Origin of the sequence: Paraburkholderia polaris, assembly GCF_012927345.1 — a bacterium.
Taxonomy (GTDB): Bacteria; Pseudomonadota; Gammaproteobacteria; order Burkholderiales; family Burkholderiaceae; genus Paraburkholderia; species Paraburkholderia polaris.
This window is the reverse complement of sequence record NZ_JABBGJ010000003.1, coordinates 207,178-232,169: the sequence shown is the minus strand read 5'-3', so window position 1 is coordinate 232,169 and position 24,992 is coordinate 207,178. Positions and strand designations below refer to the sequence as shown.

General features: G+C 64.3%; 20 protein-coding genes. 10 read left to right on the top strand and 10 right to left on the bottom strand.

Annotation, left to right across the window (positions count from 1 at the left end; genetic code table 11):
• Positions 1-74: 74 nt before the first annotated feature.
• Both smc and HHL24_RS03605 read right to left on the bottom strand, forming a co-directional pair.
• Positions 75-3,593, bottom strand: a complete 3,519-nt coding sequence (gene smc, locus HHL24_RS03610; RefSeq protein WP_169484012.1) for a chromosome segregation protein SMC — start codon at positions 3,591-3,593, stop codon at positions 75-77.
• Positions 3,594-3,742: 149 nt separating this feature from the next.
• Entirely contained in the window at positions 3,743-4,729 is a 987-nt protein-coding gene (locus HHL24_RS03605) for a DMT family transporter (RefSeq protein ID WP_169484011.1), read from the bottom strand.
• A 577-nt stretch (positions 4,730-5,306) separates the two neighbouring features.
• On the opposite strand from HHL24_RS03605, the gene dapC reads away from it, so the two are divergent.
• The 6 genes from dapC to cls all read left to right on the top strand — a co-directional run bounded on the left by dapC (position 5,307) and on the right by cls (position 11,821).
• Positions 5,307-6,548: a succinyldiaminopimelate transaminase gene (gene dapC / locus HHL24_RS03600; RefSeq protein ID WP_169484009.1), complete on the top strand. Its 1,242-nt coding sequence runs from the start codon at positions 5,307-5,309 to the stop codon at positions 6,546-6,548.
• A 68-nt stretch (positions 6,549-6,616) separates the two neighbouring features.
• The gene (gene dapD, locus HHL24_RS03595) at positions 6,617-7,444 is read left to right on the top strand and encodes a 2,3,4,5-tetrahydropyridine-2,6-dicarboxylate N-succinyltransferase (RefSeq protein ID WP_105507141.1); all 828 of its coding nucleotides are present in this window, start codon (positions 6,617-6,619) and stop codon (positions 7,442-7,444) included.
• Positions 7,444-7,809, top strand: coding sequence for an ArsC family reductase (locus HHL24_RS03590; RefSeq protein ID WP_074283086.1), 366 nt, complete (start codon positions 7,444-7,446; stop codon positions 7,807-7,809). The genes dapD and HHL24_RS03590 overlap by 1 nt, the downstream gene beginning before the upstream one ends.
• A gap of 231 nt (positions 7,810-8,040) precedes the next feature.
• On the top strand, positions 8,041-9,180 hold the full coding sequence (dapE, locus tag HHL24_RS03585; RefSeq protein ID WP_169484007.1) for a succinyl-diaminopimelate desuccinylase: 1,140 nt from the start codon (positions 8,041-8,043) through the stop codon (positions 9,178-9,180).
• Between the two features lie 16 nt (positions 9,181-9,196).
• Positions 9,197-10,081 (top strand): 50S ribosomal protein L3 N(5)-glutamine methyltransferase, encoded by an 885-nt coding sequence (gene prmB, locus HHL24_RS03580; RefSeq protein WP_169484005.1) that lies wholly within the window; start codon positions 9,197-9,199, stop codon positions 10,079-10,081.
• 300 nt (positions 10,082-10,381) lie between these two features.
• The gene (gene cls, locus HHL24_RS03575) at positions 10,382-11,821 is read left to right on the top strand and encodes a cardiolipin synthase (RefSeq protein WP_169484003.1); all 1,440 of its coding nucleotides are present in this window, start codon (positions 10,382-10,384) and stop codon (positions 11,819-11,821) included.
• A 131-nt stretch (positions 11,822-11,952) separates the two neighbouring features.
• Here cls and HHL24_RS03570 read toward each other — a convergent pair whose 3' ends face one another.
• Positions 11,953-12,432, bottom strand: coding sequence for a glutathione peroxidase (locus HHL24_RS03570; RefSeq protein ID WP_054041016.1), 480 nt, complete (start codon positions 12,430-12,432; stop codon positions 11,953-11,955).
• 135 nt (positions 12,433-12,567) lie between these two features.
• Here HHL24_RS03570 and HHL24_RS03565 point away from each other — a divergent pair, with 135 nt between their 5' ends.
• Both HHL24_RS03565 and HHL24_RS03560 read left to right on the top strand, forming a co-directional pair.
• Positions 12,568-14,511, top strand: a complete 1,944-nt coding sequence (locus HHL24_RS03565) for an ATP-binding cassette domain-containing protein (protein WP_169484002.1) — start codon at positions 12,568-12,570, stop codon at positions 14,509-14,511.
• A gap of 145 nt (positions 14,512-14,656) precedes the next feature.
• Complete coding sequence (locus HHL24_RS03560) at positions 14,657-15,727, top strand: CaiB/BaiF CoA transferase family protein (protein WP_169484094.1); 1,071 nt, start codon at positions 14,657-14,659, stop codon at positions 15,725-15,727.
• Between the two features lie 59 nt (positions 15,728-15,786).
• Here the strand turns inward: HHL24_RS03560 and HHL24_RS03555 are convergent, their stop codons facing one another.
• The 3 genes from HHL24_RS03555 to alr form a co-directional block, all read right to left on the bottom strand.
• Positions 15,787-16,065: a DUF2866 domain-containing protein gene (locus HHL24_RS03555; RefSeq protein WP_169484000.1), complete on the bottom strand. Its 279-nt coding sequence runs from the start codon at positions 16,063-16,065 to the stop codon at positions 15,787-15,789.
• A gap of 143 nt (positions 16,066-16,208) precedes the next feature.
• Positions 16,209-17,585, bottom strand: a complete 1,377-nt coding sequence (gene radA / locus HHL24_RS03550) for a DNA repair protein RadA (protein ID WP_169483999.1) — start codon at positions 17,583-17,585, stop codon at positions 16,209-16,211.
• 151 nt (positions 17,586-17,736) lie between these two features.
• Positions 17,737-18,807: an alanine racemase gene (gene alr / locus HHL24_RS03545; protein WP_169483997.1), complete on the bottom strand. Its 1,071-nt coding sequence runs from the start codon at positions 18,805-18,807 to the stop codon at positions 17,737-17,739.
• A gap of 218 nt (positions 18,808-19,025) precedes the next feature.
• On the opposite strand from alr, the gene lplT reads away from it, so the two are divergent.
• Together lplT and thiD are read left to right on the top strand one after the other, a co-directional pair.
• Positions 19,026-20,333, top strand: coding sequence for a lysophospholipid transporter LplT (gene lplT / locus HHL24_RS03540; RefSeq protein WP_169483996.1), 1,308 nt, complete (start codon positions 19,026-19,028; stop codon positions 20,331-20,333).
• Positions 20,334-20,388: 55 nt separating this feature from the next.
• Complete coding sequence (thiD, locus tag HHL24_RS03535) at positions 20,389-21,195, top strand: bifunctional hydroxymethylpyrimidine kinase/phosphomethylpyrimidine kinase (protein WP_169483995.1); 807 nt, start codon at positions 20,389-20,391, stop codon at positions 21,193-21,195.
• Between the two features lie 146 nt (positions 21,196-21,341).
• On the opposite strand, the gene HHL24_RS03530 is transcribed toward thiD, so the two are convergent.
• Genes HHL24_RS03530 through tsaB form a run of 4 tightly spaced genes read right to left on the bottom strand, consistent with a single transcriptional unit; the run spans position 21,342 to position 24,874 of the window.
• A complete protein-coding gene (locus HHL24_RS03530) occupies positions 21,342-22,379 on the bottom strand; it encodes a DUF1853 family protein (RefSeq protein ID WP_169483994.1) in 1,038 nt (345 codons plus the stop codon).
• Entirely contained in the window at positions 22,376-23,584 is a 1,209-nt protein-coding gene (locus HHL24_RS03525; protein WP_169483993.1) for a uracil-DNA glycosylase family protein, read from the bottom strand. Before HHL24_RS03525 ends, HHL24_RS03530 begins: the two co-directional genes overlap by 4 nt.
• Entirely contained in the window at positions 23,571-24,065 is a 495-nt protein-coding gene (gene rimI / locus HHL24_RS03520; protein WP_064266022.1) for a ribosomal protein S18-alanine N-acetyltransferase, read from the bottom strand. Before rimI ends, HHL24_RS03525 begins: the two co-directional genes overlap by 14 nt.
• Positions 24,062-24,874: a tRNA (adenosine(37)-N6)-threonylcarbamoyltransferase complex dimerization subunit type 1 TsaB gene (tsaB, locus tag HHL24_RS03515; protein WP_169484092.1), complete on the bottom strand. Its 813-nt coding sequence runs from the start codon at positions 24,872-24,874 to the stop codon at positions 24,062-24,064. Before tsaB ends, rimI begins: the two co-directional genes overlap by 4 nt.
• Between the last annotated feature and the right edge of the window lie 118 nt (positions 24,875-24,992).

Below are 24,992 nucleotides of genomic sequence, written 5' to 3'. Positions count from 1 at the left end.
CGCCCCACGTGTCGCGCGGCCGATGGCCGCTGCGCTGAACCTGGGCGCCCGCGATGATCAACCTAAACGAAAACTTAAACGATATTCTGGGCGAAACCAGCCGCCGTTTCCATGTCGACGGCAACGATCCGCGACACGCCCTGCTCCTGCATGGTCACGCCGATCAGTTGCTGCGCCATTTCCATCGCGATCTTGTTGTGCGAAATGAACAGGAACTGCGTCTTGTCCGACATCGCGCGCACGAGGTTCGCGAAACGCTCTGTGTTGGCGTCGTCGAGCGGCGCGTCCACTTCGTCGAGCAGACAGAACGGCGCGGGATTCAGCTGGAACATCGCGAACACTAGTGCGGTGGCAGTCAATGCCTTCTCGCCGCCCGACAACAGGTGAATCGTCGAATTCTTCTTGCCCGGCGGTTGCGCCATCACCTGCACGCCGGCGTCGAGAATCTCATCGCCGGTCATGATCAGCTTGGCCTGCCCACCGCCAAAGAGACGCGGGAACAGCTCGCCGAAATGACGATTCACCTCGTCGAAGGTGCCTTGCAGCAGCGTACGCGTTTCGCCATCGATCTTGCGGATCGCGTCCTCGAGCGTTTCGATCGCGTTGTTCAGGTCGGCCGATTGCGAATCGAGGAACGTTTTGCGCTCGCTCGCCGCCTTCAGTTCGTCCAACGCGGCCATGTTGACCGGGCCGAGCGCGGTGATCGCGTTGTTGATCCGCGTGACTTCGCCTTGCAGGTAGGACGGCTTCATGTCCGGCGTGAGCTTGGCCTGCAATTGCGCTTCATCGACACCGGCCGCGGCCAGTTGCTCGATGAACTGCTCGCCATTCAGGCGCGCGGCCTGTTCCTTCAGCTGCAATTCGTTGATGCGGTCGCGCAGCGGTTGCAGCGCACGCTCGGCCGTCAAACGGGTTTCGTCGGCGGCACGCAGCTTGGCGGTCAGGTCGTCCAGTTCGAGACGCGTGGCGTGCAACGCCTCTTCCTTGACCGCGCGGATATCGAGCGCGTCCTGCAAGCCAGTATGTGCGGTTTGCTCGTTGATCGTTTCCAGTTCGGCGCGCGCATCTTCCAGCGATGCGGCGACGCGCTCGCTCTGCTCATGCGAGACCTGGATGCTGCGCTTCAATTCGTCGATACGGTTCGCCATGTTGCGCGCCGCGAAGCGCGCGTCGGTGGCGGCTCGATCGAGATCGCGCGATTGGGCGCGCGCGGCGGTGAGCGCTTCGTCGAGCGCTTCGAAGGCCATCTGGTGATCTTCGAAACGCGCCTGCAATTCGGCGAGTTCAGAGTCGTGACGCTCGAAGTTCGCTTCCGATTCGCCACGCAATGCGCGCTGCTCTTCGATCTGCGCGGTGATTTCTTCGAGCTCTTCGCGGATTTGCGTGCTGCGCTGCGTGTAACGCTCATGCGCTTGCGCGAGCTTGAGCACGTCCATCTGCAAGGCGTGCACGCGTTGCGTCGCGCGCTCCGACTGTTGACGTACATCGTTCAAAGCTTGCGCGGCTTGCGTGTGCGCGGCCTCGGCACGGATCGCGGCAGCCTTCGCCTCATCGGCAAGCAAGGCTTGCGCACGCACCTGACGGCCCAGATTTTCGATTTCCTGCTGACGGGCCAGCATGCCGGCCTGTTCGGAATCGGCGGCATACAACTGGACGCCGACACGCGTCACCACGTGGCCAGCCTTGACGACGAACGAACCGCCTTCCGGCAATTGCGCGCGCATGGCGAGCGCCTGTTGCAGATCGTCAGCGACGAAGGCGAGGCCGAGCCAGTCGTTCAGCACGGCACGAATGCCTGCGTCGTCGATACGAACCAGCGACAGCAGCGGACGCAAAGCCGGCGGCGTAGCGACCGGCTGACCGGCTGCCGGCGGTGAGTAGAACGCGAGCTTGGCGGGCGGCGCGTCAGTGGCGAACGCCTTGACCCAGTCGAGGTTCGACACTTCCAGAGCGGCGAGCCGCTCACGCAGCACCGCTTCGAGCGCGGCTTCCCAACCTGCTTCAACGTGCAGTTTCTTCCACAGACGCGGCAAGCCGCTCAGCTCGTGCTTTTCAAGCCACGGCTGGATCTTGCCTTCGGTCTGGACGTTTTCCTGCAATTGCTTGAGCGCGCCAAGGCGTGCGTCGAGCTGATGAATCTGTGCGCTTTCCGACTGCACGCGTTCCTGGGCAGCGCGCCGTTCGCCGTCGAGACGCGGTAGCGTTTCCTGCGCGTCGGTGAGACGGGCCTGCGCGTCGTGCAGGATTTCTTCGTGCTCGGCGAGCTGCATGCGCAGGTCTTCGAGTTGCGCTTCGTCGGGGGCATCGAGACCGCCCGCTTCCGACTTCAGTCGCTCGTGACGCTGCTGCAATTGCTGCAGTTGCTGATCGGCATTGCGCTGATGCGCGGCTTCGAGCTTGAGTGCCTGTTCGGTCTGCGCAATACCGCCGCGCTCGGCATTCAGCTCAGTCTGCGCATCACGCCAGCGCGCTTCGAGCGCCGGCATCGCATCATGCTTGGCGGCGGCTTCGTCTTCGGCCAGCGCGGCTTTTTCTTCAGCAACAGCGAGTTGTTCTTCAGCGTCTTCGAGATCGTCTTGCGCTTTTTGGGCCTGCGACTGCCACTGTTCACGCTGCGCGGTCAAGGCAGCGATCTGCGCCTGCACGCGGTTGCGCGATTCGACGATGAACTTGATCTCGGCCTCGAGACGGCTGACTTCGGCATTCGCCTCGTACAACGCACCTTGCGCACCCTGCATCGCGTCGCTGGCGGAATAGTGCGCGACGCGCAGCGTTTCGAGTTGCGCTTCGACTTCGCGCAGCTTCGCGGTTTGCGCTTCGAGGTCGATCTGCGCCTGTTCGATCGCGCGTTGCTGGCGTTCCTGCTCACCGCCAGCTTCGTTCTTGCGCAACAGCCACAACAGACGCTGCTTCTCTTCGCCGTCAGCCTGCAAATCCTTGTACTTGGTCGCGACGATCGCCTGCGCCTCGAGCTTCTCGAGGTTCGCACTGAGTTCGCGGACGATGTCTTCGACGCGGATCAGATTCTCACGCGTGTCGTGCAGACGGTTCTCGGTTTCGCGGCGGCGTTCCTTGTACTTCGACACGCCCGCGGCCTCTTCGAGGAACACGCGCAGCTCTTCCGGCTTCGCCTCGATCAGGCGCGCGATCATGCCCTGCCCGATGATCGCGTACGCACGCGGCCCGAGGCCGGTGCCGAGGAAGATGTCCTGAATGTCGCGGCGGCGCGCCGGCAGGTTGTTGATGTAGTAGCTCGAGGTGCCGTCGCGCGTGAGCACGCGCTTGACAGCGATTTCGGCATACTGGCCCCACTGCCCGGCGGCGCGGCCGTCGGCGTTGTCGAACACGAGTTCGACGCTGGCGCGGCTACCCGGCTTGCGCGCGGTCGAGCCATTGAAGATCACGTCCTGCATCGACTCGCCGCGCAGCTCGGAAGCGCGCGATTCGCCGAGTACCCAGCGCACGGCGTCGATAATGTTGGACTTGCCGCACCCATTCGGTCCGACCACGCCAACGAGCTGGCCCGGGACCTGAAAATGCGTGGGATCGACGAATGACTTGAAGCCAGCGAGTTTGATCGAGGTCAGACGCACGGCGATTTCGCTGTTTGAAAAGGGAAAATAAAACGTGGCTCGTGAGGGCCGCGCCAGCCGTTCGCCGATGCAGCGAAACGGCCCGCGAAACCCCGCGATACGGGCGCCAACTACACGCGGTGAAGCGTGCGCCAGCTAATGAGGGGCAATCATACCATCGCGCGCGAGCGGTTCTTACCGTCCTTACGGTCTGCGCTACCGTCGGCGTCGGGACCCGCGTCCTGGATGGCCGGATCAGGCGGCAACGCACGGGTCCGGTGTACCCAACTGGATAGTGCCGACGCCAACACGATGCACGCGCCACCGGCCCATTCGCGCGGGCCCGGCGTCTCGCCGGCGAAAAGCCACGCGGACAAGGCCGTGACCACGATCTCGAACAGCATGATGATCGAGGCCCGATTGGCCGGCACCCGCGCGAGTCCGTACTGCACGAGCATATTGTTCGACGCGAGCAGAAAACCGAGGCCGAGCACCAGTAGCGCCGCCGTGCCGAGATGCGCGCCGGTGGGTGGTGCGGGCATCGCCTCGAACAGCGATGCAAAGGCGCTGAAAATCGCCGCGCCGCCGAAGATCGTCGCGGTGCGCATTTCCGGTTTCATTTCCGGCAGCACGCGACTCGTCTTGAGGATCAGCACGTTGCTCATCGCGAAGCCCATGCCGCCCGCAAGCCCTGCCCATTCGGCGAGGTTGCCGGGCACCGGGATGCCCAGTTGCGGCGACCACAGCATGGTCATCGCACCGGCCAGCGATAGTGCGGCGAGGCCTGCGCCCGCCCAGGTCAGCCGTTCGTGCAGGATGAAGTGTGCAAAGAGCGCGGTCCAGGCGGGGGTGAGATAGAACAGCAGCAACACGCGCATCACCTCGCCGTGGATCGAGCCCCACACGAAGCCGAGATTGGTGATGCCCGCTGCCAGCGCCAGGGCCGGCAGCAGCCAGTGCCAGCGCACGGTTCTGAGCGCGCGATAGCGCACCAGCAGGACGAACAGGCAACCGGCGCCGCTCGTCAGCGCGCTTGCCGCTGTGCCGGTCACGCCGAGCGCATTCAGCATGCGCAGCGGGTACCAGATCATCCCCCACACCGAGGCGCCCAGCATGATCGCGAGCGTCGGCCAGCCATTGCGAAGCCAGTTGGTCATGATGCGAGACTCCCGCGACGGCTGCTGCTCCTGCGGGCGGTGTGGCTGACTTTGCCGACGGCGGCGTTCTTGCGCCCTCTTCGTCCGAATCGTCGGGATGTATCCGTTGCTGCTTCGTACATTGCTGCTCCTGCTTCCTTTTTGCGCGAACCGTCTGCGGCTCGCGTCGTTCCCGCTGCGTCGCATTGCCTGCGCTGCCTGGCGGGTTGCGCCGCGTCTTAACACGCCTGGCGCCGCTGCAATGTGCCCCCTGGTGCTTAGGGCGGCGGCACATTGCGTGCGTTCGGGCCATTGCGGCCCTGAGTCGTCCTCGATCCTACCGTCTGTGCTCTCTCTGTTGCATGCGTTCTGGGTGGTTTTCGATGACTTTGGCTTGCTTCGGCCCGCGCCGCCATGGATTTCCTGCCCCCGCCGCCGCGCCACGCTGGCCCGCGAACGGCTGCATGCCACGCTATAATCATCCGCTCGCCGCCGCTGCCACCGTTTTCGCGTCTTTCAGGCGTTTCGCCGTCAGCGCGCGGGCCCGGCATTTCCCTGCATCCGTCTGCGCCCTCTTCGATCAGGCTCGATCCGCCCAGTGAACCCGCTACTCGACTCCCTTCAGCCCTATCCGTTCGAAAAGCTGCGTGCGCTTTTCAAGGACGTCACGCCGCCCGCCGGCCTCGCGCACATCAGCTTCGGCATCGGCGAACCGAAACATCCCACGCCGGCGCTGATTCGCGACGCGGTGATCGCCTCGCTCGGCGGTTTGTCGGCTTATCCGGCCACCATCGGTTCGCCCGCACTGCGCGAGTCGATCGCGAAATGGGTGACGCAGCGCTACAACCTGCCCCCGGTCGATCCGGCTACCCAGGTGCTGCCAGTGGCGGGCTCGCGTGAGGCGCTTTTTGCGCTCGCACAAACGGTCATCGACCCTGAACGGGACAATGCGCGGGACAACGCGCGTAATGCTGACGGCGAACCTGCGATCGTACTCTGTCCGAACCCGTTCTACCAAATCTATGAAGGCGCGGCGATTCTCGCCGGCGCAGAGCCGTACTTCGTCAATAGCGACCCGGCGCGTAACTTCGCCTGCGACTATTCGGCGGTCCCGCCCGACATCTGGGCGCGCACGCAGCTGCTGTACGTATGCTCGCCGGGCAATCCCACCGGCGCGGTGCTCACGCTGGACGACTGGCGCGAACTGTTCGCGTTGTCGGACCGCTACGGTTTCGTGATTGCCTCGGACGAGTGCTACTCCGAAATCTACTTCGACGAAGCCAATCCGCCGCTCGGCGGCCTGGAAGCGGCCCACAAACTCGGCCGCGGCTTCGAGCGCCTCGTGATGCTGTCGAGCCTGTCCAAGCGCTCGAACGTGCCGGGCATGCGCTCGGGCTTCGTGGCGGGCGACGCGGCGATCCTGAAAGACTTCCTGCTATACCGGACATACCACGGCGCGGCCTTGTCGACGGTGTTCCAGAGTGCCAGCATCGCGGCCTGGAATGACGAAACGCACGTGCGCGAGAACCGCGCGAAGTACGTGCAGAAGTTTTCCACCGTGACGCCGATGCTCGCCGCGGTGCTCGACGTGCGCCTGCCGGACGCCGCGTTCTACCTGTGGGCGGACGTCTCGCGCACGGGCCTGTCGGACACCGAGTTCGCCCAGCGCCTCTACGCCGACTATAATGTGACGGTTCTGCCGGGCTCGTTCCTCGCGCGCACTGCGCACGGTGTGAACCCCGGCCGCAATTTCGTGCGCATGGCGCTCGTCGCCGATGTCGACGAATGCACGCAAGGCGCACAACGGATCGTCGATTTTTGCCGCGCGCTCGCGGGCTGAGTTTTTCATATTCGGCAACCCCGCGCACCGCATCCCTTCTTCAGACTTCAACTCTTCAGAGCACGCATATGTCGCAACAACTTCAGCAGATCATTGATACCGCCTGGGAAAACCGCGCCGAACTGTCGCCGAAGGCCGCTCCGGCCGACGTGCGCGAAGCCGTCGCCCACGCCATCGAGCAACTGGACAAGGGCGCGCTGCGCGTGGCCGAAAAGAAAGACGGCGACTGGATCGTCAATCAATGGCTGAAGAAAGCCGTGCTGCTGTCGTTCCGCCTGGAAGACAACGCGCCGATGCCGGCCGGTGGTTACTCGCAGTTCTACGACAAGGTGCCGTCGAAGTTCGCCAACTACACCGCTGAAGATTTCGCCGCCGGCGGCTTCCGCGTGGTGCCGCCCGCCATCGCGCGCCGCGGCTCGTTCATCGCGAAGAACGTCGTGCTGATGCCGTCGTACACCAACATCGGTGCGTATGTGGACGAAGGCACGATGGTCGACACGTGGGCGACCGTCGGTTCGTGCGCGCAGATCGGCAAGAACGTCCACCTGTCGGGTGGCGTGGGCATCGGCGGCGTGCTGGAGCCGCTGCAGGCCAACCCGGTCATCATCGAAGACAACTGCTTCATCGGCGCGCGTTCGGAAGTGGTGGAAGGCGTAATCGTCGAAGAAAACTCGGTGATCTCGATGGGCGTGTACCTCGGCCAAAGCACCAAGATTTATGACCGCGAAACCGGCGAAGTCACGTACGGCCGCATTCCGGCGGGCTCGGTGGTGGTGGCGGGCAACCTGCCGTCGAAGGACGGTTCGCACAGCCTGTACTGCGCCGTGATCGTCAAGAAGGTCGACGCCAAGACGCGTGCGAAGGTCGGCCTGAACGAGCTGCTGCGAGGCGACTGATGGCTCGCGGCACCAAGACCGTCGTCTACGGCATCCCCAACTGCGACACCGTGAAGAAGGCCCGTGTGTGGCTCGAAGAGCATGACGTCGAGTTCGAATTCCACGACTTCAAGAAACACGGCGTGACCGAGCCGCTGGTGCAGGACTGGCTGAAGGACGTGAAGCTCGACGCATTGCTGAACCGCCGCGGCACGACCTGGCGCGGCCTGTCCGACGACATGAAGGCGGCGGCGGACACGCAGTCCGGCGCGATCGCGTTGATGATCCACAAGCCGTCGGTGATCAAGCGGCCGGTGCTGGTGGTCAACGGAAAGGTCAAGTCGCTCGGTTTCTCCGCGGACGAATACGCGGCGCTGTTTGCCTGATCGACGGATTTGACGCGCAAGATCGGAAGCAAAGGTCGAGCGCGAAGGTCAAACGCAGCACCAGGCACCAGGCACCAGGCACCAGGCACCAGGCACTAGGTCCGGGTGCGAAGATCGAACGCAACAAGCGGTAAAACGTGGCCTCGCCGCGTTGCTTAAAAGCTGTTGCCGGCTGCGGTGTCCAACCGCCAGCCGGCATTTTTTCATTTCAAAGTGGCTTGTACTGAATCCATGTCCGGCACCCTCGCCCTTACCGAACAACTGATCGCCCGCGCCTCCGTGACGCCCGACGACCAGCATTGCCAGCGCCTCTTAATCGAGCGCCTGTCCGCGCTCGGCTTCGAGCACGAGACGATCGAATCGAACGGCGTGACCAACCTGTGGGCCGTCAAACGCGGCGTCGACGGCACGCGCGGCAAGCTGCTCGCGTTCGCCGGCCACACGGACGTCGTGCCGACCGGTCCGCTCGAACAATGGCACTCGGCGCCGTTCGAGCCGACCCATCGCGACGGCAAGCTCTACGGCCGCGGCGCGGCGGACATGAAGGCATCGATCGCCGGCTTCGTGGTGGCAAGCGAGGAATTCGTCGCGGCGCACCCCGCGCATCGTGGCTCGATCGCATTCCTGATTACGAGCGACGAAGAAGGTCCCGCTACCGACGGCACCGTCAAGGTCGTCGAAGCGCTGCAGGCACGCGGCGAGCGCATGGACTACTGCATCGTCGGCGAACCGACGTCGAGCGCGCAGTTCGGCGACATGGTGAAAAATGGCCGGCGCGGTTCCATGTCGGGCAAGCTGATCGTCAAGGGCGTGCAAGGTCATATCGCCTACCCGCATCTGGCGAAAAATCCGGTGCATCTGCTCGCGCCCGCGTTGGCCGAACTGGTCGCCGAACGCTGGGACGACGGCAACGAATACTTCCCACCCACCACCTGGCAGGTTTCGAACATCCATAGCGGCGCCGGCGCGACGAACGTGATTCCCGGCCATGCGGACGTGATGTTCAATTTCCGCTTCTCGACGGCGAGCACGGTGGAAGGCCTGCAGGCTCGCGTCCATGCAATCCTCGACAAGCACGGTCTCGAATACGACCTGCAATGGACCGTGAGCGGGCTGCCGTTCCTCACGCCGCGCGGCGATCTGTCGACCGCGCTGGCTAAAGCGATCAAGGACGAAACCGGCGTCACGACTGAACTGTCGACCACCGGCGGCACCTCGGATGGCCGCTTCATTGCACGCATCTGCGAGCAGGTGATCGAATTCGGCCCGCTGAACGCCAGCATCCACAAGATCGACGAACATATCGAAGTCGCACACATCGAGCCGCTGAAGAACGTGTATCGCCGCGTGCTCGAACAACTGATCGCCTGACCAAGGAATTTCTGCGATGACGCTCCCGTTTTCCACTGTCCGCGACCTGCTGCGTTTCGCGGTGTCGCGCTTCAACCAGGCCGAGTTGTCGTTCGGCCACGGCTCGGCCAACGCCTACGACGAAGCCGCTTATCTGATACTGCAGACGCTGCATCTGCCGCTCGATCTGCTGGAGCCGTTCCTCGACGCGCGTCTCTCCGCGGCTGAAATCGACGCCGTGCTGAACGTGATCGAGCGCCGCGCCGGCCAGCGCGTGCCGGCGGCCTACATCACGCAGGAAGCGTGGATGCACGGCTTCCGCTTCTACGTGGATGAACGCGTGATCGTGCCGCGCTCGTTCATCGGCGAGTTGCTGCAGGACGGCCTCCAGCCGTACGTGGAAGATCCCGAGCAGGTGGGCGCCGTGCTGGAACTGTGCACCGGCTCCGGCTGCCTTGCGATCCTCGCGGCGCACGCATTCCCGAACGCGGATATCGACGCAGTCGATCTCTCCGCACCTGCTCTCGAAGTCGCCACGCGCAACGTGACGGACTACAAGCTCGATGACCGCGTCGCCCTCTTCGAAGGCGATCTGTACGCGCCGCTCGCCGAGCGCCGCTACGACGTGATCATCAGCAATCCGCCGTATGTGAACGCCGCCTCGATGCAGGAACTGCCCGCCGAATACAAGCACGAGCCCGACATGGCCTTGGCAGGCGGCGCGGACGGCATGGATATCGTGCGCCGGATCATCGCTGAAGCGCGCAACTGGCTGACCGAAGACGGCGTGCTGGTGGTCGAGATCGGCAACGAGCGCGCGAACGTCGAAGCGGCATTCGGCGGCCTCGATCTGGTCTGGCTGTCGACCAGTGCCGGCGACGACAACGTGTTCCTGATTCAGGCCGCAGATCTGCCGGTCTGACGCTGTATTGCCGGACCACCGGATCGCCGGTTCGCCGGTTCGCCGGTTCGCCGGTTCGCTTTATTGCGCGACGCGCGCGGCAGACGTTCATTGCTTGCCGTGCGTGTTGCAGCGCATAGCCGCACACACCGGCAACCTCCGCCTCTCCCCCGCCAGCACACCCCGCATTCGCGGAATCCCCGAAGAAGCTGAACCGTCACACCACCTCAACGCACTCACGTTCGGTAAGATGAGCGCGGTCAGCTGTCCGCTACGCCGTTAGGCAGCCGCGGCGGTGCCTTGCCAACCCTTCGTCCGCCTATGGAATTCGACCTGCTTCATATTGGCACGCTGGTCGCCCTCGCCCATATTCTCGGCGTGGTTGCGGCGTGCCACGCCATTCTGAACACCCGCACATCGCAAGGCGCGATCGCATGGGCCGTGTCGCTGGTCGCCATGCCGTATCTGACGCTGGTGCCGTACCTGTTCCTCGGCCGCAGCAAATTCGAGGGTTACGCGGACGCTCGCCGCATCGAAAACGAATTGCTGCGCTCGCGCGCGCATCCTCAGGAATGGGACACGCGCGCCTCCTCGGCCGGGCTGCCTACCCAGGAGCTTGGCGCGAGGCTTGTGCACTCGCTCACTCGCCTGGGCGGCATGCCGTTCCTGCCGGGCAACTCCGTGCGCACGCTTGTGAACGGAGCAGCGACTTTCGAGGCGATCTTCGAAGCGATCGAAGGCGCACGCAATTACGTAATCGTGCAGTTCTTCATCGTCCGCGACGACGCGCTCGGCGAGATGCTCAAAGACGCGCTGATCGCGAAAGCGCAGCAAGGCGTGCGCGTCTACTTCCTGTACGACAGCATCGGCAGTTTCGATCTGCCCCATCGCTACGTGGCGGCGCTGCGCGCGGGCGGCGTAGAGACGCACCCGTTCGCCACCAATCGCCGCTTCGTCAACCGCCTGCAGTTGAACTTCCGCAATCACCGCAAGATCGTCTCGGTGGACGGTGAGCGCGCATTTGTCGGCGGACACAACGTCGGTGTTGAATATCTCGGTGGCAAGCCCCCACTGTCGCCGTGGCGCGATACGCATATCGAAGTGCGCGGCCCGGCCGTCGCCAGCATCCAGTTCGTGTTCACCGAGGACTGGCACTGGGCGACCCAGCAGCTGCCCGAGTTCGTCATGCCGGCTTTCCAGCCAACCGACGAGGGCATGCACTGCCTCGTCGTGCCGAGTGGTCCAGCCGACAAGCAGGAGACCTGCTCGCTCTTCTTTGTCGAGGCGATCAACGCGGCACGCGAGCGGATCTGGATCACCACGCCTTATCTCATACCCGACGAAGCCGTGTTCTCCGCGTTGCGACTGGCGGCGCTCCGTGGCGTGGATGTGCGCATCCTGATTCCGTGCCGGCGCGATCACCGCGTGGTGTTCACCGCCTCGAAACTGTATGCGTACGACTCGCTGCGCGCGGGCATCCGGATCTTCCGCTACCAGCCGGGCTTCCTGCACCAGAAGGTCGTGCTGATCGACAGCGTGGCGGCGGCAATCGGCAGCGCCAATCTCGACAACCGCTCGTTCCGGCTGAACTTCGAGATCATGGTGCTCACCGTGGACCGCGGCTTTGCCAAAGATGTCGAAGCGATGCTGCTCAAAGACTTCGCGGAGTCGCTCGAAATCGACCGCAACGAGTACCGCGAGGCGAGCGCGCTGCGGCGCGTGCTGATGCACGTGGCGCGGTTGTTCTCGCCGATCCTGTAGCGCTCCTGCTGCCGCGCCACCGCGACCGGCAGGGGCTTCAACATCAGCTCGGGTTCGAGCACTGGCTCGTGCCCGGTCTCCCACTCCAGCACCCGCCCCAGCCCGTGCCGAACCTCCGGCTGCGCGACGCGTTACAACTGCTTTTCGATGTCCTCGACAATCGCCTCGGGCTTGGTCAGCGGCGCATAGCGTTTCACCACATTGCCGTCGCGACCGATCAGGAACTTGGTGAAGTTCCATTTGATCGCTTCGAGCCCTAGCAAGCCCGGCGCCTCGCCCGTCAGATAGCGGAACAACGGATGCGCATTGGCGCCGTTCACATCGATCTTGTCGAACATCGGGAAGGTCACGCCGTAATTCTTTTCGCAGAAACTCCCGATCTGGGTGGCGTCACCCGGTTCCTGCTTGCCGAACTGGTTGCACGGAAAACCGAGCACCGCGAGTCCACGCGCCGCGTAAGTGTCATAGACCTTTTGCAGGCCCGCGTACTGCGGCGTGAACCCGCATTCGCTCGCCGTATTGACGATCAGCAAGACCTTGCCTTGATAGCGCTCGAGGCTCACTTCCTCGCCGCCGAGCGTACGTGCAGAAAACGAATAAATTGATGTCATATGCTCTCCCCGTGAAAGCCGTCAGTCTATGCCAAAAGCTGCGCCGGTACAGTCGGCCGAATGGCCGATCCTGGCTGAGCGCCCGGTGTCAGCCCCGGCAGTCTAAAATAGCGTTTTTCTTCGACCGGCCTCTTCGTGATCCGCTTTAACCAGTTCAGCCTCGCGCGCGGCACCAAGCCGCTCTTCGAAAACACCACGTTCACCCTCAACCCCGGCGAGAAGGCCGGCCTGGTGGGGGCGAACGGCGCGGGCAAGTCGACGCTGTTTGCCGTGCTGCTCGGCGAACTGCACGCCGACGGCGGCGATTTCTCTATCCCGCCAAACTGGCAGATCGCCCATGTCGCGCAGGAAACGCCAGCGGCGGACAAAACCGCCCTCGCTTATACGCTCGACGGCGACGCCGCGTTGCGCGCGATCGAAAGGTGCATCGCCGAAGCGTCGGCCGCACATGACGGCGCCGCCGAAGGCGAAGCGCACGCCGCGTTCGCCGACGCCGACGGCTATACCGCGCCCGCTCGCGCCGAGGCATTGCTGCTCGGCCTCGGCTTCACGCTCGATCAGACCCGCGAGCCGGTCAGCAGCTTCTCGGGCGGCTGGCGCATGCGGCTGAATCTGGCGCAGGCGCTGATGTGCCGCTCCGACCTGCTGCTGCTCGACGAACCGACCAACCACCTAGATCTCGACGCGATCGTCTGGCTCGAAGACTGGTTGAACCGATATCCCGGCACGCTGATCGTGATCTCCCACGACCGCGAGTTTCTCGATTCGGTCTGCAACGTCACGCTGCATCTGGAGCATCAGCAGATCAAGCGTTACGGCGGCAACTACTCGCAGTTCGAAATCCTGCGCGCGCAGCAGATCGCGTTGCAGCAAAGCGCGTACGAGAAGCAGCAACGCACGGTCGAGCATCTGCAGAGCTACATCAACCGTTTCAAGGCGCAGGCCACCAAGGCGCGTCAGGCGCAGAGCCGCGTGAAGGCGCTCGAAAAGATGGAATTGATCGCGCCGGCGCATGCGTCCTCACCGTTCACGTTCGAATTCCGCACGCCCGATTCCGCACCGAACCCGATGATGGTGATGGAAGACGTGCGCTGCGGATATCGCAGTGAAGATGGCGAAATTCCAATCGTCGACCATGTGATGCTGTCGATCCAGAACGGTCAGCGCATCGGCCTGCTCGGCGCGAACGGTCAGGGCAAATCGACGCTGATCAAAACACTCGCCGGCACGCTCGAAGCCCTCGGCGGGCATGTACGCGAGGGCAAGGGGCTGCGCATCGGCTACTTCGCGCAGCATCAGCTCGAAACCCTGCGTCCGGACGACACACCGCTGCAGCATCTCGCGCGTCTTGCACCGGATACGCGTGAGCAGGAATTGCGCGACTTCCTCGGCAGTTTCAACTTTTCCGGCGAGATGGCGACCGCGAAAATCGCGCCCTTCTCGGGCGGCGAAAAAGCACGTTTGGCACTCGCACTGATCATCTGGCAAAAGCCGAATCTGCTGCTGCTCGACGAGCCGACCAACCACCTGGATCTCGAAACGCGTCACGCGCTGACCATGGCGCTCGCGCAATTCGAGGGCACGCTGATTCTGGTGTCGCACGACCGGCATCTGCTGCGCGCCACCACCGACGTGTTCATGCTCGTCGCGAAGCACCGTCTGCAGGAGTTCGACGGCGATCTCGACGACTACCGCGACTGGCTGCTCCAACATGCCGCGGAACAACGCGCGGCGCTGAAAGCAGGCGCGGCGTCGAACGCCGCGGATAGCGCGAATGGCGCAGACAGCGGCGTCAATCGCAAGGAGCAACGCCGCCTCGAGGCAGAAACGCGGCAGAAGCTCGCGCACCTTAAAAAGCCGCTGCAAAGCCGCATCACGAAGATCGAAAAGGAAATGGACGCGCTCAACGCGGAAAAGGCAACGCTCGATGCGTTTGTCGTCGATCCGGCCAGTTACGAGCCTGAGCAGAAGAGCAAACTGACGGAGGCAATCCGCCGTCAGGCAGATGTAAACGCGCGCCTCGAAACACTCGAAGCCCAATGGCTCGAGACTCACGAGGAACTCGAACAAATCGGCTAGCGGCAGGCTGTTCCTCGTCCGCGCCGGCATCGATCGGAGGTAGCCCTTGTCACCCGTGAGCTCGTCTGCGTCTTCACCGGAATCTTTATCTGAGTCTTCAACCACGCCGTCAGCTGCGTCGTCATCAGTGGCAGTGCCTGCTCCGCTGCAAGGCCTGCGCGTGCTGGACCTGACGCGCCTGCTGCCCGGTCCGGTGGCCGCCTTGCGGCTTGCAGAACTCGGCGCCGACGTGCTGAAGATCGAAGCGCCCGGTGCGGGCGACCCCACCCGCACGATGATGCAATCGTCGAGCGACCGCGTAGCCGGCCGCCCCGGCGCGTTTTACCGGCTGGTGAATCGCGGCAAGCGTGAAACGCGGCTCGACCTCAAATCGGAAGCGGGACGCAATGTATTGCGCGCACTCGCGGCCGAAGCGGATGTGCTGATCGAGAGTTTCCGGCCCGGCGTGATGGAGCGCCTCGGCATCGGCTACGAAACCCTGCGTGCGGTCAATCCGAGGTTGGTCTACTGCGCGATCAGCGGTTACGGTGCGAGCGGTCCGTTTGTCGACCATGCCGGTCACGATCTGAACTACATCGGCTACGCGGGCGTGCTCGACCAGCTGGCGGGCCGCGACGGCGCGCCGATTCTGCCAAATTTCCAGATTGCCGACCTGCTCGGCGGCGCGTTAAGTGCGGTGACGCAAATTCTCGCCGCGCTATGGCACGTGTCGCGCGGCGGCATTGGCCGCTTCGTCGACGTCTCTATGACGCACGTCACCCACGCGCACAACGTCGTCGCGCAAGTGGCGCTCGCCAATGAGGGCGCCGCGCCGGCCGCCGGCGCCGGTCTGCTGAACGGCGGCGTGCCCTGCTACAACCTGTATCGGACGCTCGACAATCGCTGGCTCGCGGTCGGCGCGCTCGAGCTGAAGTTCTGGGAAACGCTGTGCATGGCGCTGGACCGCCCCGAATGGGCGACGCGGCACTGGAGCCTCGGCCAGGCGATCGGCGGCCCGGACGCCGCCGCGTTGACGCAGGAGTTGGCTGACCTGATCGTCAAGCGTCCGCTGGAAGAATGGGTATTGCTGCTGGAGTCGCTGGACTGCTGCGTCTCGCCGGTGCTGACCCCGGCGGAAGCTGCGCAGCACCCACTGTTCAACCGTGAGGCGTACGCGGCGATGAACCACGATAAAGACGGAAACGATGCCAGCGACGACGAGCGTCTGATCGGCTAAACCGCCGCCGGGCCGCGAGGTTAAGCCGGTGTTGAACCAAGCCCTGGCGCGCCCCAGCCTCAGCGCCGCGCGGCCGTCTGTCGCGGCAATACCTGGCGCGGCGTTTTTTCGTCGTCGTACAGGAAATGCTTGCGGCCTTCCACGTGACGGTTGATCGTCGCGCGTACTTCGGCGGCAGTGACATCTTCGGCCACCACCCGGCGCGAAATCTGCCCGGTCGTGTCGATCCACTCGACAATCCGGCAAGCGCCGCCCCAAGGCTGGCGAATGGGCTCGGAGACGCGGCAGCCGCGCACCTGCATCGGCCGCTCGGCCACGGTTTCATATGACTGTTTCAAGGCGCGATCCTTTTTTCGGCATCAGAAGGGATGCAATACTTCCGCAGCTTAGAAAAAAGGAACGTCGGGTAGGTTACAGCCAATATGGAGATATTTACCGCCCATTACGGCGCCGACAGCGCTCGCGGACGGCAAAACCCCGTCTATTCAAGCATGCGGACCTGATCGATGGCCTGCTCGATCCTTTCGACTGCAACAACCTGTAAGCCTTCAATCGGCTGTTTCGGTGCATTGGCCTTCGGAATGACCGCGACCGAGAAGCCCAGTTTGGCCGCCTCCTTAAGACGGTCCTGACCGCGGGGCGACGGCCGGATTTCGCCGGCGAGGCCCACTTCGCCGAATACGACCAGCCCCTTGGGCAGCGGCTTGTTGCGCATAGAAGAGTGGATCGCGAGCAGCACGGCGAGGTCGGCCGCGGGCTCGGTGATCTTCACGCCGCCCACCGCGTTCAGGAACACGTCCTGGTCGAAACAGGCGATGCCGGCGTGCCGATGCAGCACCGCCAGCAGCATCGCCAGACGATTCTGTTCCAGCCCCACGGCAAGGCGCCGTGGATTCGGCGCGTTGGCCGCATCGACTAGCGCCTGCACTTCGACCAGCAGCGGCCGCGTGCCTTCCTGCGTCACGAGCACGCAAGACCCCGGAACGGATTGCTCGTGCTGCGACAGAAATAGCGCCGACGGATTGGCGACACCGCGCAGACCGCGCTCGGTCATCGCGAACACGCCGAGTTCGTTGACCGCGCCGAAGCGGTTCTTGATCGCGCGCACCAACCGGTACGACGAATGCGTGTCGCCCTCGAAGTACAACACGGTGTCGACGATGTGCTCGAGCACGCGCGGCCCGGCGAGCGCACCTTCCTTGGTGACGTGGCCGACCATGATGATCGTGGTGCCCGACTGTTTGGCGATACGCGTCAATTGCGCAGCGCACTCGCGCACCTGTGCGACCGAACCGGGTGCGGAGGTGAGCGCGTCGGAATAAACGGTTTGAATCGAGTCGATCACCGCGACGTCTGGCCGCTGCTCGGCGATCGTCGCCTGGATCTTCTCGAGCTGAATTTCCGCCAGCAGTTGCAGCTCGCTGGCCTTCGAGCCAGGTTCGAGCAACGAAAGTCGTTGCGCACGCAACGCAATCTGCGCAGCCGATTCTTCGCCGCTGATATAAAGCGCGCGCTTGTCCGCGGCAATTTCCGCGAGCGATTGCAGCAGCAGCGTCGATTTGCCGATACCCGGGTCCCCGCCGATCAGCACCACGCCGCCCGGCACAAGACCGCCGCCCAGCACACGGTCGAACTCGCTGACGCCGGTCGAAAAGCGCGGCACGTCGGACGCGTCAATATCGGCGAGACGCCGCACCGGCGCGCTCTTCGCAAGCGACTGGAAGCGATGCGTGGACGGCGCCTCCGCGACCGATTCCACCAGCGTATTCCACGCATTGCATGACGGGCATTGCCCGGCCCACTTCGGCGATTGGCCGCCGCATTCACTGCAGATGTACAACGTCTTCTGTTTAGCCACGCGCCCTTGCCTGTGTTGCTGTTCTTTGGATTGATACGTTCGCTGGGCGCTTCTTATCGAGGCGCTCACTGCAACCGTCATTGGGACCCTCTTCGCGACGGCCATCGAGGCCGCCATCGGCGGCTCTCACCCGGCCTGTCGGCGCGGCGCCTTACTCGGCACGCATCGGCACGCGTGGCGCTACCGCGCACATCAGCTCGTAGCCGATTGTGCCGCACGCTTGCGCGACGTCGTCGATCGGTAACGACGTACCCCATAGCTCGACACGCGAGCCGACGTTGGCCGTCGGGATCGGCGTCAGGTCGACGGTCAGCATGTCCATCGACACCCGCCCGACGATCCGCGTACGCACGCCGTCGACGATCACTGGCGTGCCTTCCGGCGCAACGCGCGGATAACCGTCCGCGTAACCGCAGGCCACCACGCCGATGCGCATCGCCCCGCGCGCCTTGAACGCCGAACCGTAGCCGACCGTATTGCCTTCGGTGAGCGTCTGCACGGCGATCAGTTCGGAGGCGAGCGTCATGGCCGGTTGCAGGCCGGTGCCCTGGATCGCGGCCGTCACGCCCGAGGGCGACGCGCCGTACAGCATGATGCCCGGGCGCACCCAGTCGAAGTGCGCTGCGGGATGCCACAGCGTCGCCGCCGAGTTCGAGAGGCTGCGCGCGCCGGCAATGCCTTGCGCGCCGCGCTCGAACGCTTCCATCTGATGAGCGACGCCGCGTTCGCCGTCGGCATCCGAGAAATGGGTCATCAACGTGATCTGGCCGACGCCCTGGCAAGCCCGCGCACGCTCCCACGCGGAGCGGAATTTTTCCACCGTGTAACCGAGGCGGTTCATGCCGGTGTTCATCTTCAGCTGGATATTGACGGGCTTGGACAGGCGCGCCATTTCCAGCATGCGCAGCTGTTCGTCCGAGTGCAGCGCCGTGGTCAGGCTGTAGCGGTCGATCACGTCGATATCGGTCGGACGAAAGAAGCCTTCGAGCAACAGAATCGGGCCGGCCCAGCCCAATTCACGCAACTTCACGGCTTCTTCGAGGTCCAGCAGACCGAAGCCGTCGGTTGCGCGCAAGCCGGGAAAAACGCGCGCGAGGCCGTGTCCGTAGGCGTTCGCCTTGACGACGGCCCAGATCTTGGATTTTGGTGCGTAACGCCGGGCGACGGCAAGATTATTGGCGAGTGCGGCAGTATGAATCGTGGCTGAGAGCGGGCGCGGCATAGGTAATTTTCGTAAAGACGCTTGCGAATCAGGAGCTTACAGGGCGTTTTCAGTGCTCGGCAGCCCGCTGGGCGGTGCGATCAAGGATTTTGCTAGTCCGAATCCAGCTATTTTCGTGATATAAAGCCGTGCGCACAACCCATTTCGAACGGCATAAGCCCGGACGCTTTGCACACGGCCGGGGCGGATAGACCGCAGCGAGGACAGCATCGCATCAGATGAAAAAAGGTTTTTACACCATCATGGCCGCGCAGTTTTTTTCGTCGCTGGCCGACAATGCGCTTCTGATCGCTGCTATCGCACTGCTGAAAGATCTTCACGCCCCAAACTGGATGACGCCGCTGCTCAAGTTGTTCTTTGTGCTGTCGTACGTCGTTCTCGCTGCTTTCGTGGGCGCCTTCGCCGACTCCCGGCCGAAGGGACACGTGATGTTCGTCACCAATACCATCAAGGTAGTCGGCTGCATCACGATGCTGGTCGGCGCGCACCCGTTGATCGCCTATGGCATCGTGGGCTTCGGCGCGGCGGCCTACTCGCCCGCCAAATACGGCATTCTCACCGAGCTGCTGCCGCCTGACCGGTTGGTCGCGGCGAACGGCTGGATCGAAGGCACCACGGTCGGCTCGATCATTCTCGGCACCGTGCTCGGCGGCGCGCTCATCAGCCCACACATTGCCGCACCGATCCTCAGGCACCACATCCCCACGGTCAACACGCCCGCTGAAGCGGCGATGCTGGTGATCATGGCAATCTACGTGATCGCGGCGCTGTTCAATCTGCGCATACCGGACACCGGCGCGCGCTATCCGAAACAGGAACGCGGGCCGATCAAACTGGTCACCGATTTCGCCGACTGCTTTCTCGTGCTGTGGCGCGACAAGCTTGGCCAGATCTCGCTCGCCGTCACCACGCTTTTTTGGGGCGCCGGCGCGACGCTGCAATTCATCGTGCTGAAGTGGGCCGAGGTGTCGCTGAGCATGTCGCTTTCGGAAGCCGCGATTCTGCAAGCGGTGGTTGCAGTGGGCGTGGCGGCCGGCGCGATTTTCGCAGCCTCGCGCGTGCCGTTGAAGAAGTCGCTGACGGTACTTCCGGTCGGCATCATGATGGGCATCGCCGTGATGTTGATGGCCTTCTACACACGCGACCTGTTCCCCACGCATTGGGGCCTGTACTTCGGCCGCGTGCATGTGCCGGGCTATCTGATCGTCGCGTATATCTTCCTGATGATCGTCGGCGGCCTGTCGGGCTTTTTCGTCGTACCGATGAACGCGCTGCTCCAGCATCGCGGCCACGTGCTGCTGTCGGCGGGTCACTCGATCGCCGTGCAGAACTTCAACGAAAATCTCTCGGTGCTCGTCATGCTGTGCCTGTACGCTGTGCTGGTGTGGCTCGACGTGCCGGTCACGGCGGTGATCGTGCTATTCGGCACCTTCGTCTGCGTGATGATGTGGTTCGTGATGCGGCGCCACCAGGCGAATCAGCGCGCCTTCGACTCGGTCGCGCTGATCGGCGAAGTCAAGCACTGACCCGCAGCGGGCACTGCGCTTGCTGCCCGCGCCTTCCCCCTTTCCTCGCTTTGCCATGACTCAACCCATTCCCAATGTGCTGACGATCGCCGGTTCCGATTCCGGCGGCGGCGCTGGCATTCAGGCCGATCTGAAGGCTTTCTCGGCGCTCGGCGTCTACGGCGCGAGCGTGATCACCGCGCTCACCGCACAGAACACGCGCGGCGTCACGGCGATTCATGCGCCGGAGCCCGCCTTCATTACCGCGCAACTCGATGCGGTGTTCGACGACATCCGTATCGATGCCGTGAAAATCGGCATGCTGGCGAATGCGCAGATCGCGCGCGCGGTCGCCGATGCGCTACGGCGGCATAAGCCGAAGCACATCGTGCTCGACACGGTGATGATTTCGAAGAGCAATCACGCGCTGTTGCTGCCGGATGCGGTTGCTGCCGTGCGTGACGAGTTGCTGCCGCTGGCCGATCTGCTGACGCCCAATCTGCCAGAAGCCGCGGCCTTGCTAGGCGTGCAAGCTGCTACCGATGAAGCCGGCATGGTCGAACAAGGCGAAGCGCTGCGCGCGCTTGGCGCGCGGGCGGTGCTGATGAAGGGCGGCCATCTGAGCGCGGCGGACAGTCCCGACTGGCTCGTACAGGACAGCGGCACGTTGCGCCTGGGTGGCCCGCGCGTGCCGGTGAAGAATACGCACGGGACGGGCTGCACGCTGTCGTCGGCGATTGCGGCACTGATTCCGCAGCGCGCCGATCTGGCGAGTGCGGTCGCCGACGCCAAGCTGTATCTAACCGGTGCGTTGCAGGCGAGCGATCGGCTCGACGTCGGCAGCGGCGTGGGACCGGTGCATCATTTTTATCGGTGGTGGTGAGAGGCTGAACGGGGCATCTCATGGCTATGCCGGGCGATGCCCTAGGCCATTCGACCCGGATGCCGGGTTCAACGGTGACTTGGGTCGAAAGTCGGCGGCCGCGCGTTGGGACAGCCCCACGCCGATGTCACCCACCACGAATCCTGCTAGTGCCGCGCGTAGGTCTGCGCCAGCTCCGGCCAATCGTCCGGCACGATGAAGCCGCGCGAACGTTCTATCAGGTTGCCGGCGCCATCGGCAGCGAACGCCGCGACCATCGTCGGTCCATGCTGATGTGAGGTTTGTTCGGCAAGCGTCTGCTGATCGACGAAGGCCAACCCCAGGGCCTGCGCTTCCCCCTTTTCATGACGCCGCGGTGCAAGCCATTCCAACCGCGGCAGCACGCGCCACGTCTGCGCATGCGCCGCAGCAAAGTCCGGCCAGTTGTTGCGCGTGACCCACCAGCCACGTCCGTGCGACGGATCGAGCTCGGCAGGATCGACAGGCGTTTCGCCCGCACGATAGAACAGCCAGCCCTTGATGAACATCTGCGGCGTCCACGGCCCTGCATAGCCGACCGAGGCGAATTCTGCGCGCGCACTCAACGGCAACTGATGATTCAGCACATGCGCGAGCTTCAGATCGAAGCGGTCTTTCAGATTCGGACCAACGTACTCGGCTAATCGCGCCGCCGGCTGCGTGGCCAACTGCGTGGCCGACTGCACTCGCCCTTCGCCCGCATGCAGATAGCACTTCACTGCCAACTCCCAATGCAGGCGCGCGCCCTGCTGCGTCTGCACCAGAAAATCGCATTCACCAAGCGTAACGCCCGAGCGCCGCAACGGCACACCGGCCGCGACCAACCGCGCCGCCGGTCCGTGTTGCAGGAACCATCCGAGCAGCCGTTCGGCGTAGCGGCCGAGACGCGTGATACGCGTCTCGGCGAAATCGCGCTGCAAGTCGGCCGGATCGGCATCCAGTGCGCGCAACCAGTCGACGGTTGCATCAAATTCCTGCGGCGAGTCGAAAGGACTGGCGAGCACACCCACCGGTGGTTGCGCGCGCAACAAATCGGCGCTCAGCAGCAACCACGCGAGATCGCGCACTACCGGTTCACGCAATGTGTCGAGCAGTTTCCCGAGGATCGCAGCGGATGTGCCGGGCGCAACGGCGAGGCGCGCCGCCGGCCCGCTCGCGTCCGTCACTTTGCCGCGCTGGACGGCACGCCGCCCGCCGCGAGCCACGTGTCGCGCGCGAGACACAGGTCCGCCCAGGCCTTCGCCTTGTCGGGCAGGCTGCGCAGCAGATACGCCGGGTGATAGGTGACGATGACCGGCACCCCTTCATATTCGTGCACACGGCCGCGCAGCGACGAAATGCTCGCCTCGGTCTTGAGCAGACTTTGCGCGGCGAAGCGGCCCAGCGCGACGATCAGCTTCGGCTTGACCAGCGCAACCTGCCGTTGCAAGTAGGGTTCGCAACGCGCGACTTCGTCCGGCTCGGGATTGCGGTTGCCCGGTGGGCGGCACTTGATCACGTTGGCGATGTAAACGTTGGTGTCGCGCGCAAGCGTCAGCGAACGCAGCATATTGTCGAGCAGCTTGCCGGCCTGGCCGACGAACGGCTCGCCCAGGCGGTCTTCGTTCTCACCCGGTGCTTCGCCGATCAGCATCCAGTCGGCATTGCGATCGCCGACGCCGAATACCGTGTTCGTGCGTTTCTCGCACAGACGGCAACGTTGGCAGGTGGCGACCTGCTCGCTCAGCGCGTCCCAGTCGAGCGTCTGAATCGATGACGGCTCGGGTGTCTCGCGGCGCGCTTCAGCGGGAGTGTGGGCCGGCTGATCGTCGAACCACGCGAAGTCGTCGTCGGGTGGAGCGTCGAACGCCGGGGGCTCAGGTGCTCGCGACTGCTGCGATGGCTGTTTGACTGGCTGCCGTGCATCGACCGGCGCTTGCAACCGCCCTTGCGACGGTTCCTCTGCTGATGGCCCTGCCCCACGCTCACTTTCCTGCATGGACCGCGGCGAATCGCTTGCACGTGTTGGGGCCCCGCGATCGAACCGGGCGCGTGCTTCAGCCACCGGCGGCGTTTGATCTACCGCGCGAACCGGCGCGCGCCGCTCGGCCGGCGCTTGGGCGGCATCAGCTTGCTGCGCTTCGCCCGCACGCATCGCGGGGCGCGCTGCGTCGTTCGCGGACACCGCCTGCCGACCATCCTGCGCAAGCGCCGCCGACGACGCCTCACGCGCCGCCATACGGGGATCGTCGCGACGCGCTACCGGAGCCGACAACGCAGCGGTATCCTGCTCGACGCCGGCTTCAACGACGGGCTCACGCGCCGCCATCCCGCGACGCACCCACAGCGGCGCAAGTCCGAACTCTTCCAGTACCGATTCATGCAGCGCCATCTGCGCCCTCCGTGGCAAACGAGAAACGCATCACGATGGCGTCCTCCCGGCTGCGATGCCGCGCCGGATAATAGTTTTTGCGCCGGCCAATCGACGCAAAGCCGAAGCGCTCGTAAAGCCGGATAGCCCGATGATTCGACGGCCGCACTTCGAGCAGCAGGCCTTCGAGTTTTTCGGCGCGCGTAATGCGCACCGCTTCGCGCAGCAGCGCGAGCCCGGCACCTGCGCCTTGCGCGGCGGGCGTCACGCACAAATTGAGCAGATGCATTTCATCGACCACCGGCATCAGCACGCAATAACCAATCAGCGTGCCTGTTACGTGGCGCAGACAGATGCCGAAATAGCCGTTGCGCAGCGAGTCGCCGAAATTGCCGCGACTCCAGGGGAATTCGTAGGCGATCTTCTCGATGGCCGCGACCTCGTCCAGATCGCCTTCGGTCATCGGCGACATATAGCGGTCCGCCAGCAACACGCCGCTCATTGCCGGCCCTCGCCTTGCTGCGCGTTATGCGCCAGTCTGGCGGCCTGCTCGGCCTTGGCGGCTTTTTCGGCGACACGCTCCGCCGTGGTCTGGGCGACCTTGTCGCGAATGTATTCCGGCGCGGCCTGGTCGGCGGGTACGGTGCGGCCGGCTCGAAACGCGCGCAGCGCCGCGTGCGCGAGCGGCACCGCATGCGGCAGCGCTTCGCCGTCAACGGTTCGCGCCGCCGCTACGGCGGGCAGCCGCGTGCCGAAGGCGGCAGCAGCATTGCCTGCCAGGGTGAAGGGGACGTCGGGCAAAACGAGCCGTTCTGGCGCGTCGAGCGAGGCCGCGTGAAGCGTGCGCCATTCGCCAAGGGCGGCGTCCCATGCGTAGTCGGCCCAATAGATTTCGTCCATCCGGGCGTCAAGCGCGGCAAGCACGCGGGTCGCCGACGGATCGCGCAGCCGCGCGCTTTCCGCGCAGGCCAGCAGCGTGCTGACCGGCACGACCGGCAGGTTCAGGCCGAACGCGAGGCCTTGAGCGACGCCCGTTGCGGTGCGAAGACCGGTGAATGAGCCGGGGCCGGAGCCGAACGCGATGGCATGGCAGTCCATCAGCTTCAGGCCGGCTTCGTCGAAAAGTTCGCGAATGGCGGGCAAGAGGCGCGTGCTGGAGACTGCGCCGGTTTGCTCGTGGCGCACCCAGATTTGGGATTCGGCGCGGCCTTGGTCCGCGGTCTCGCTCGCGGCGCCGCCAGCGGCGGACAGGAGCGCTACCGAGCAGAATTCGGTCGAGGTATCGAGGGCAAGAAGCACAGTTTGAGTCATGGACCGTATTGTAATCGGCACGGCGCGTGCGGATGCGGTTTTGGGTTTGCCCGACGGGCGGGAATGGATGTTTGGAATAAGCCCTCGGCCCCGCCGCAGCATGCAGTTGTTATGATCG

Coding starts and splice junctions, on each gene's coding strand:
- HHL24_RS03605 (WP_169484011.1), bottom strand. CDS start 4,729: ATGACCAACTGGCTTCGCAATGGCTGGCCGACGCTCGCGATCATGCTG.
- dapD (WP_105507141.1), top strand. CDS start 6,617: ATGTCGCAACAACTTCAGCAGATCATTGATACCGCCTGGGAAAACCGC.
- HHL24_RS03590 (WP_074283086.1), top strand. CDS start 7,444: ATGGCTCGCGGCACCAAGACCGTCGTCTACGGCATCCCCAACTGCGAC.
- dapE (WP_169484007.1), top strand. CDS start 8,041: ATGTCCGGCACCCTCGCCCTTACCGAACAACTGATCGCCCGCGCCTCC.
- prmB (WP_169484005.1), top strand. CDS start 9,197: ATGACGCTCCCGTTTTCCACTGTCCGCGACCTGCTGCGTTTCGCGGTG.
- cls (WP_169484003.1), top strand. CDS start 10,382: ATGGAATTCGACCTGCTTCATATTGGCACGCTGGTCGCCCTCGCCCAT.
- HHL24_RS03570 (WP_054041016.1), bottom strand. CDS start 12,432: ATGACATCAATTTATTCGTTTTCTGCACGTACGCTCGGCGGCGAGGAA.
- alr (WP_169483997.1), bottom strand. CDS start 18,807: ATGCCGCGCCCGCTCTCAGCCACGATTCATACTGCCGCACTCGCCAAT.
- lplT (WP_169483996.1), top strand. CDS start 19,026: ATGAAAAAAGGTTTTTACACCATCATGGCCGCGCAGTTTTTTTCGTCG.
- thiD (WP_169483995.1), top strand. CDS start 20,389: ATGACTCAACCCATTCCCAATGTGCTGACGATCGCCGGTTCCGATTCC.
- HHL24_RS03525 (WP_169483993.1), bottom strand. CDS start 23,584: ATGGCGCTGCATGAATCGGTACTGGAAGAGTTCGGACTTGCGCCGCTG.
- rimI (WP_064266022.1), bottom strand. CDS start 24,065: ATGAGCGGCGTGTTGCTGGCGGACCGCTATATGTCGCCGATGACCGAA.
- tsaB (WP_169484092.1), bottom strand. CDS start 24,874: ATGACTCAAACTGTGCTTCTTGCCCTCGATACCTCGACCGAATTCTGC.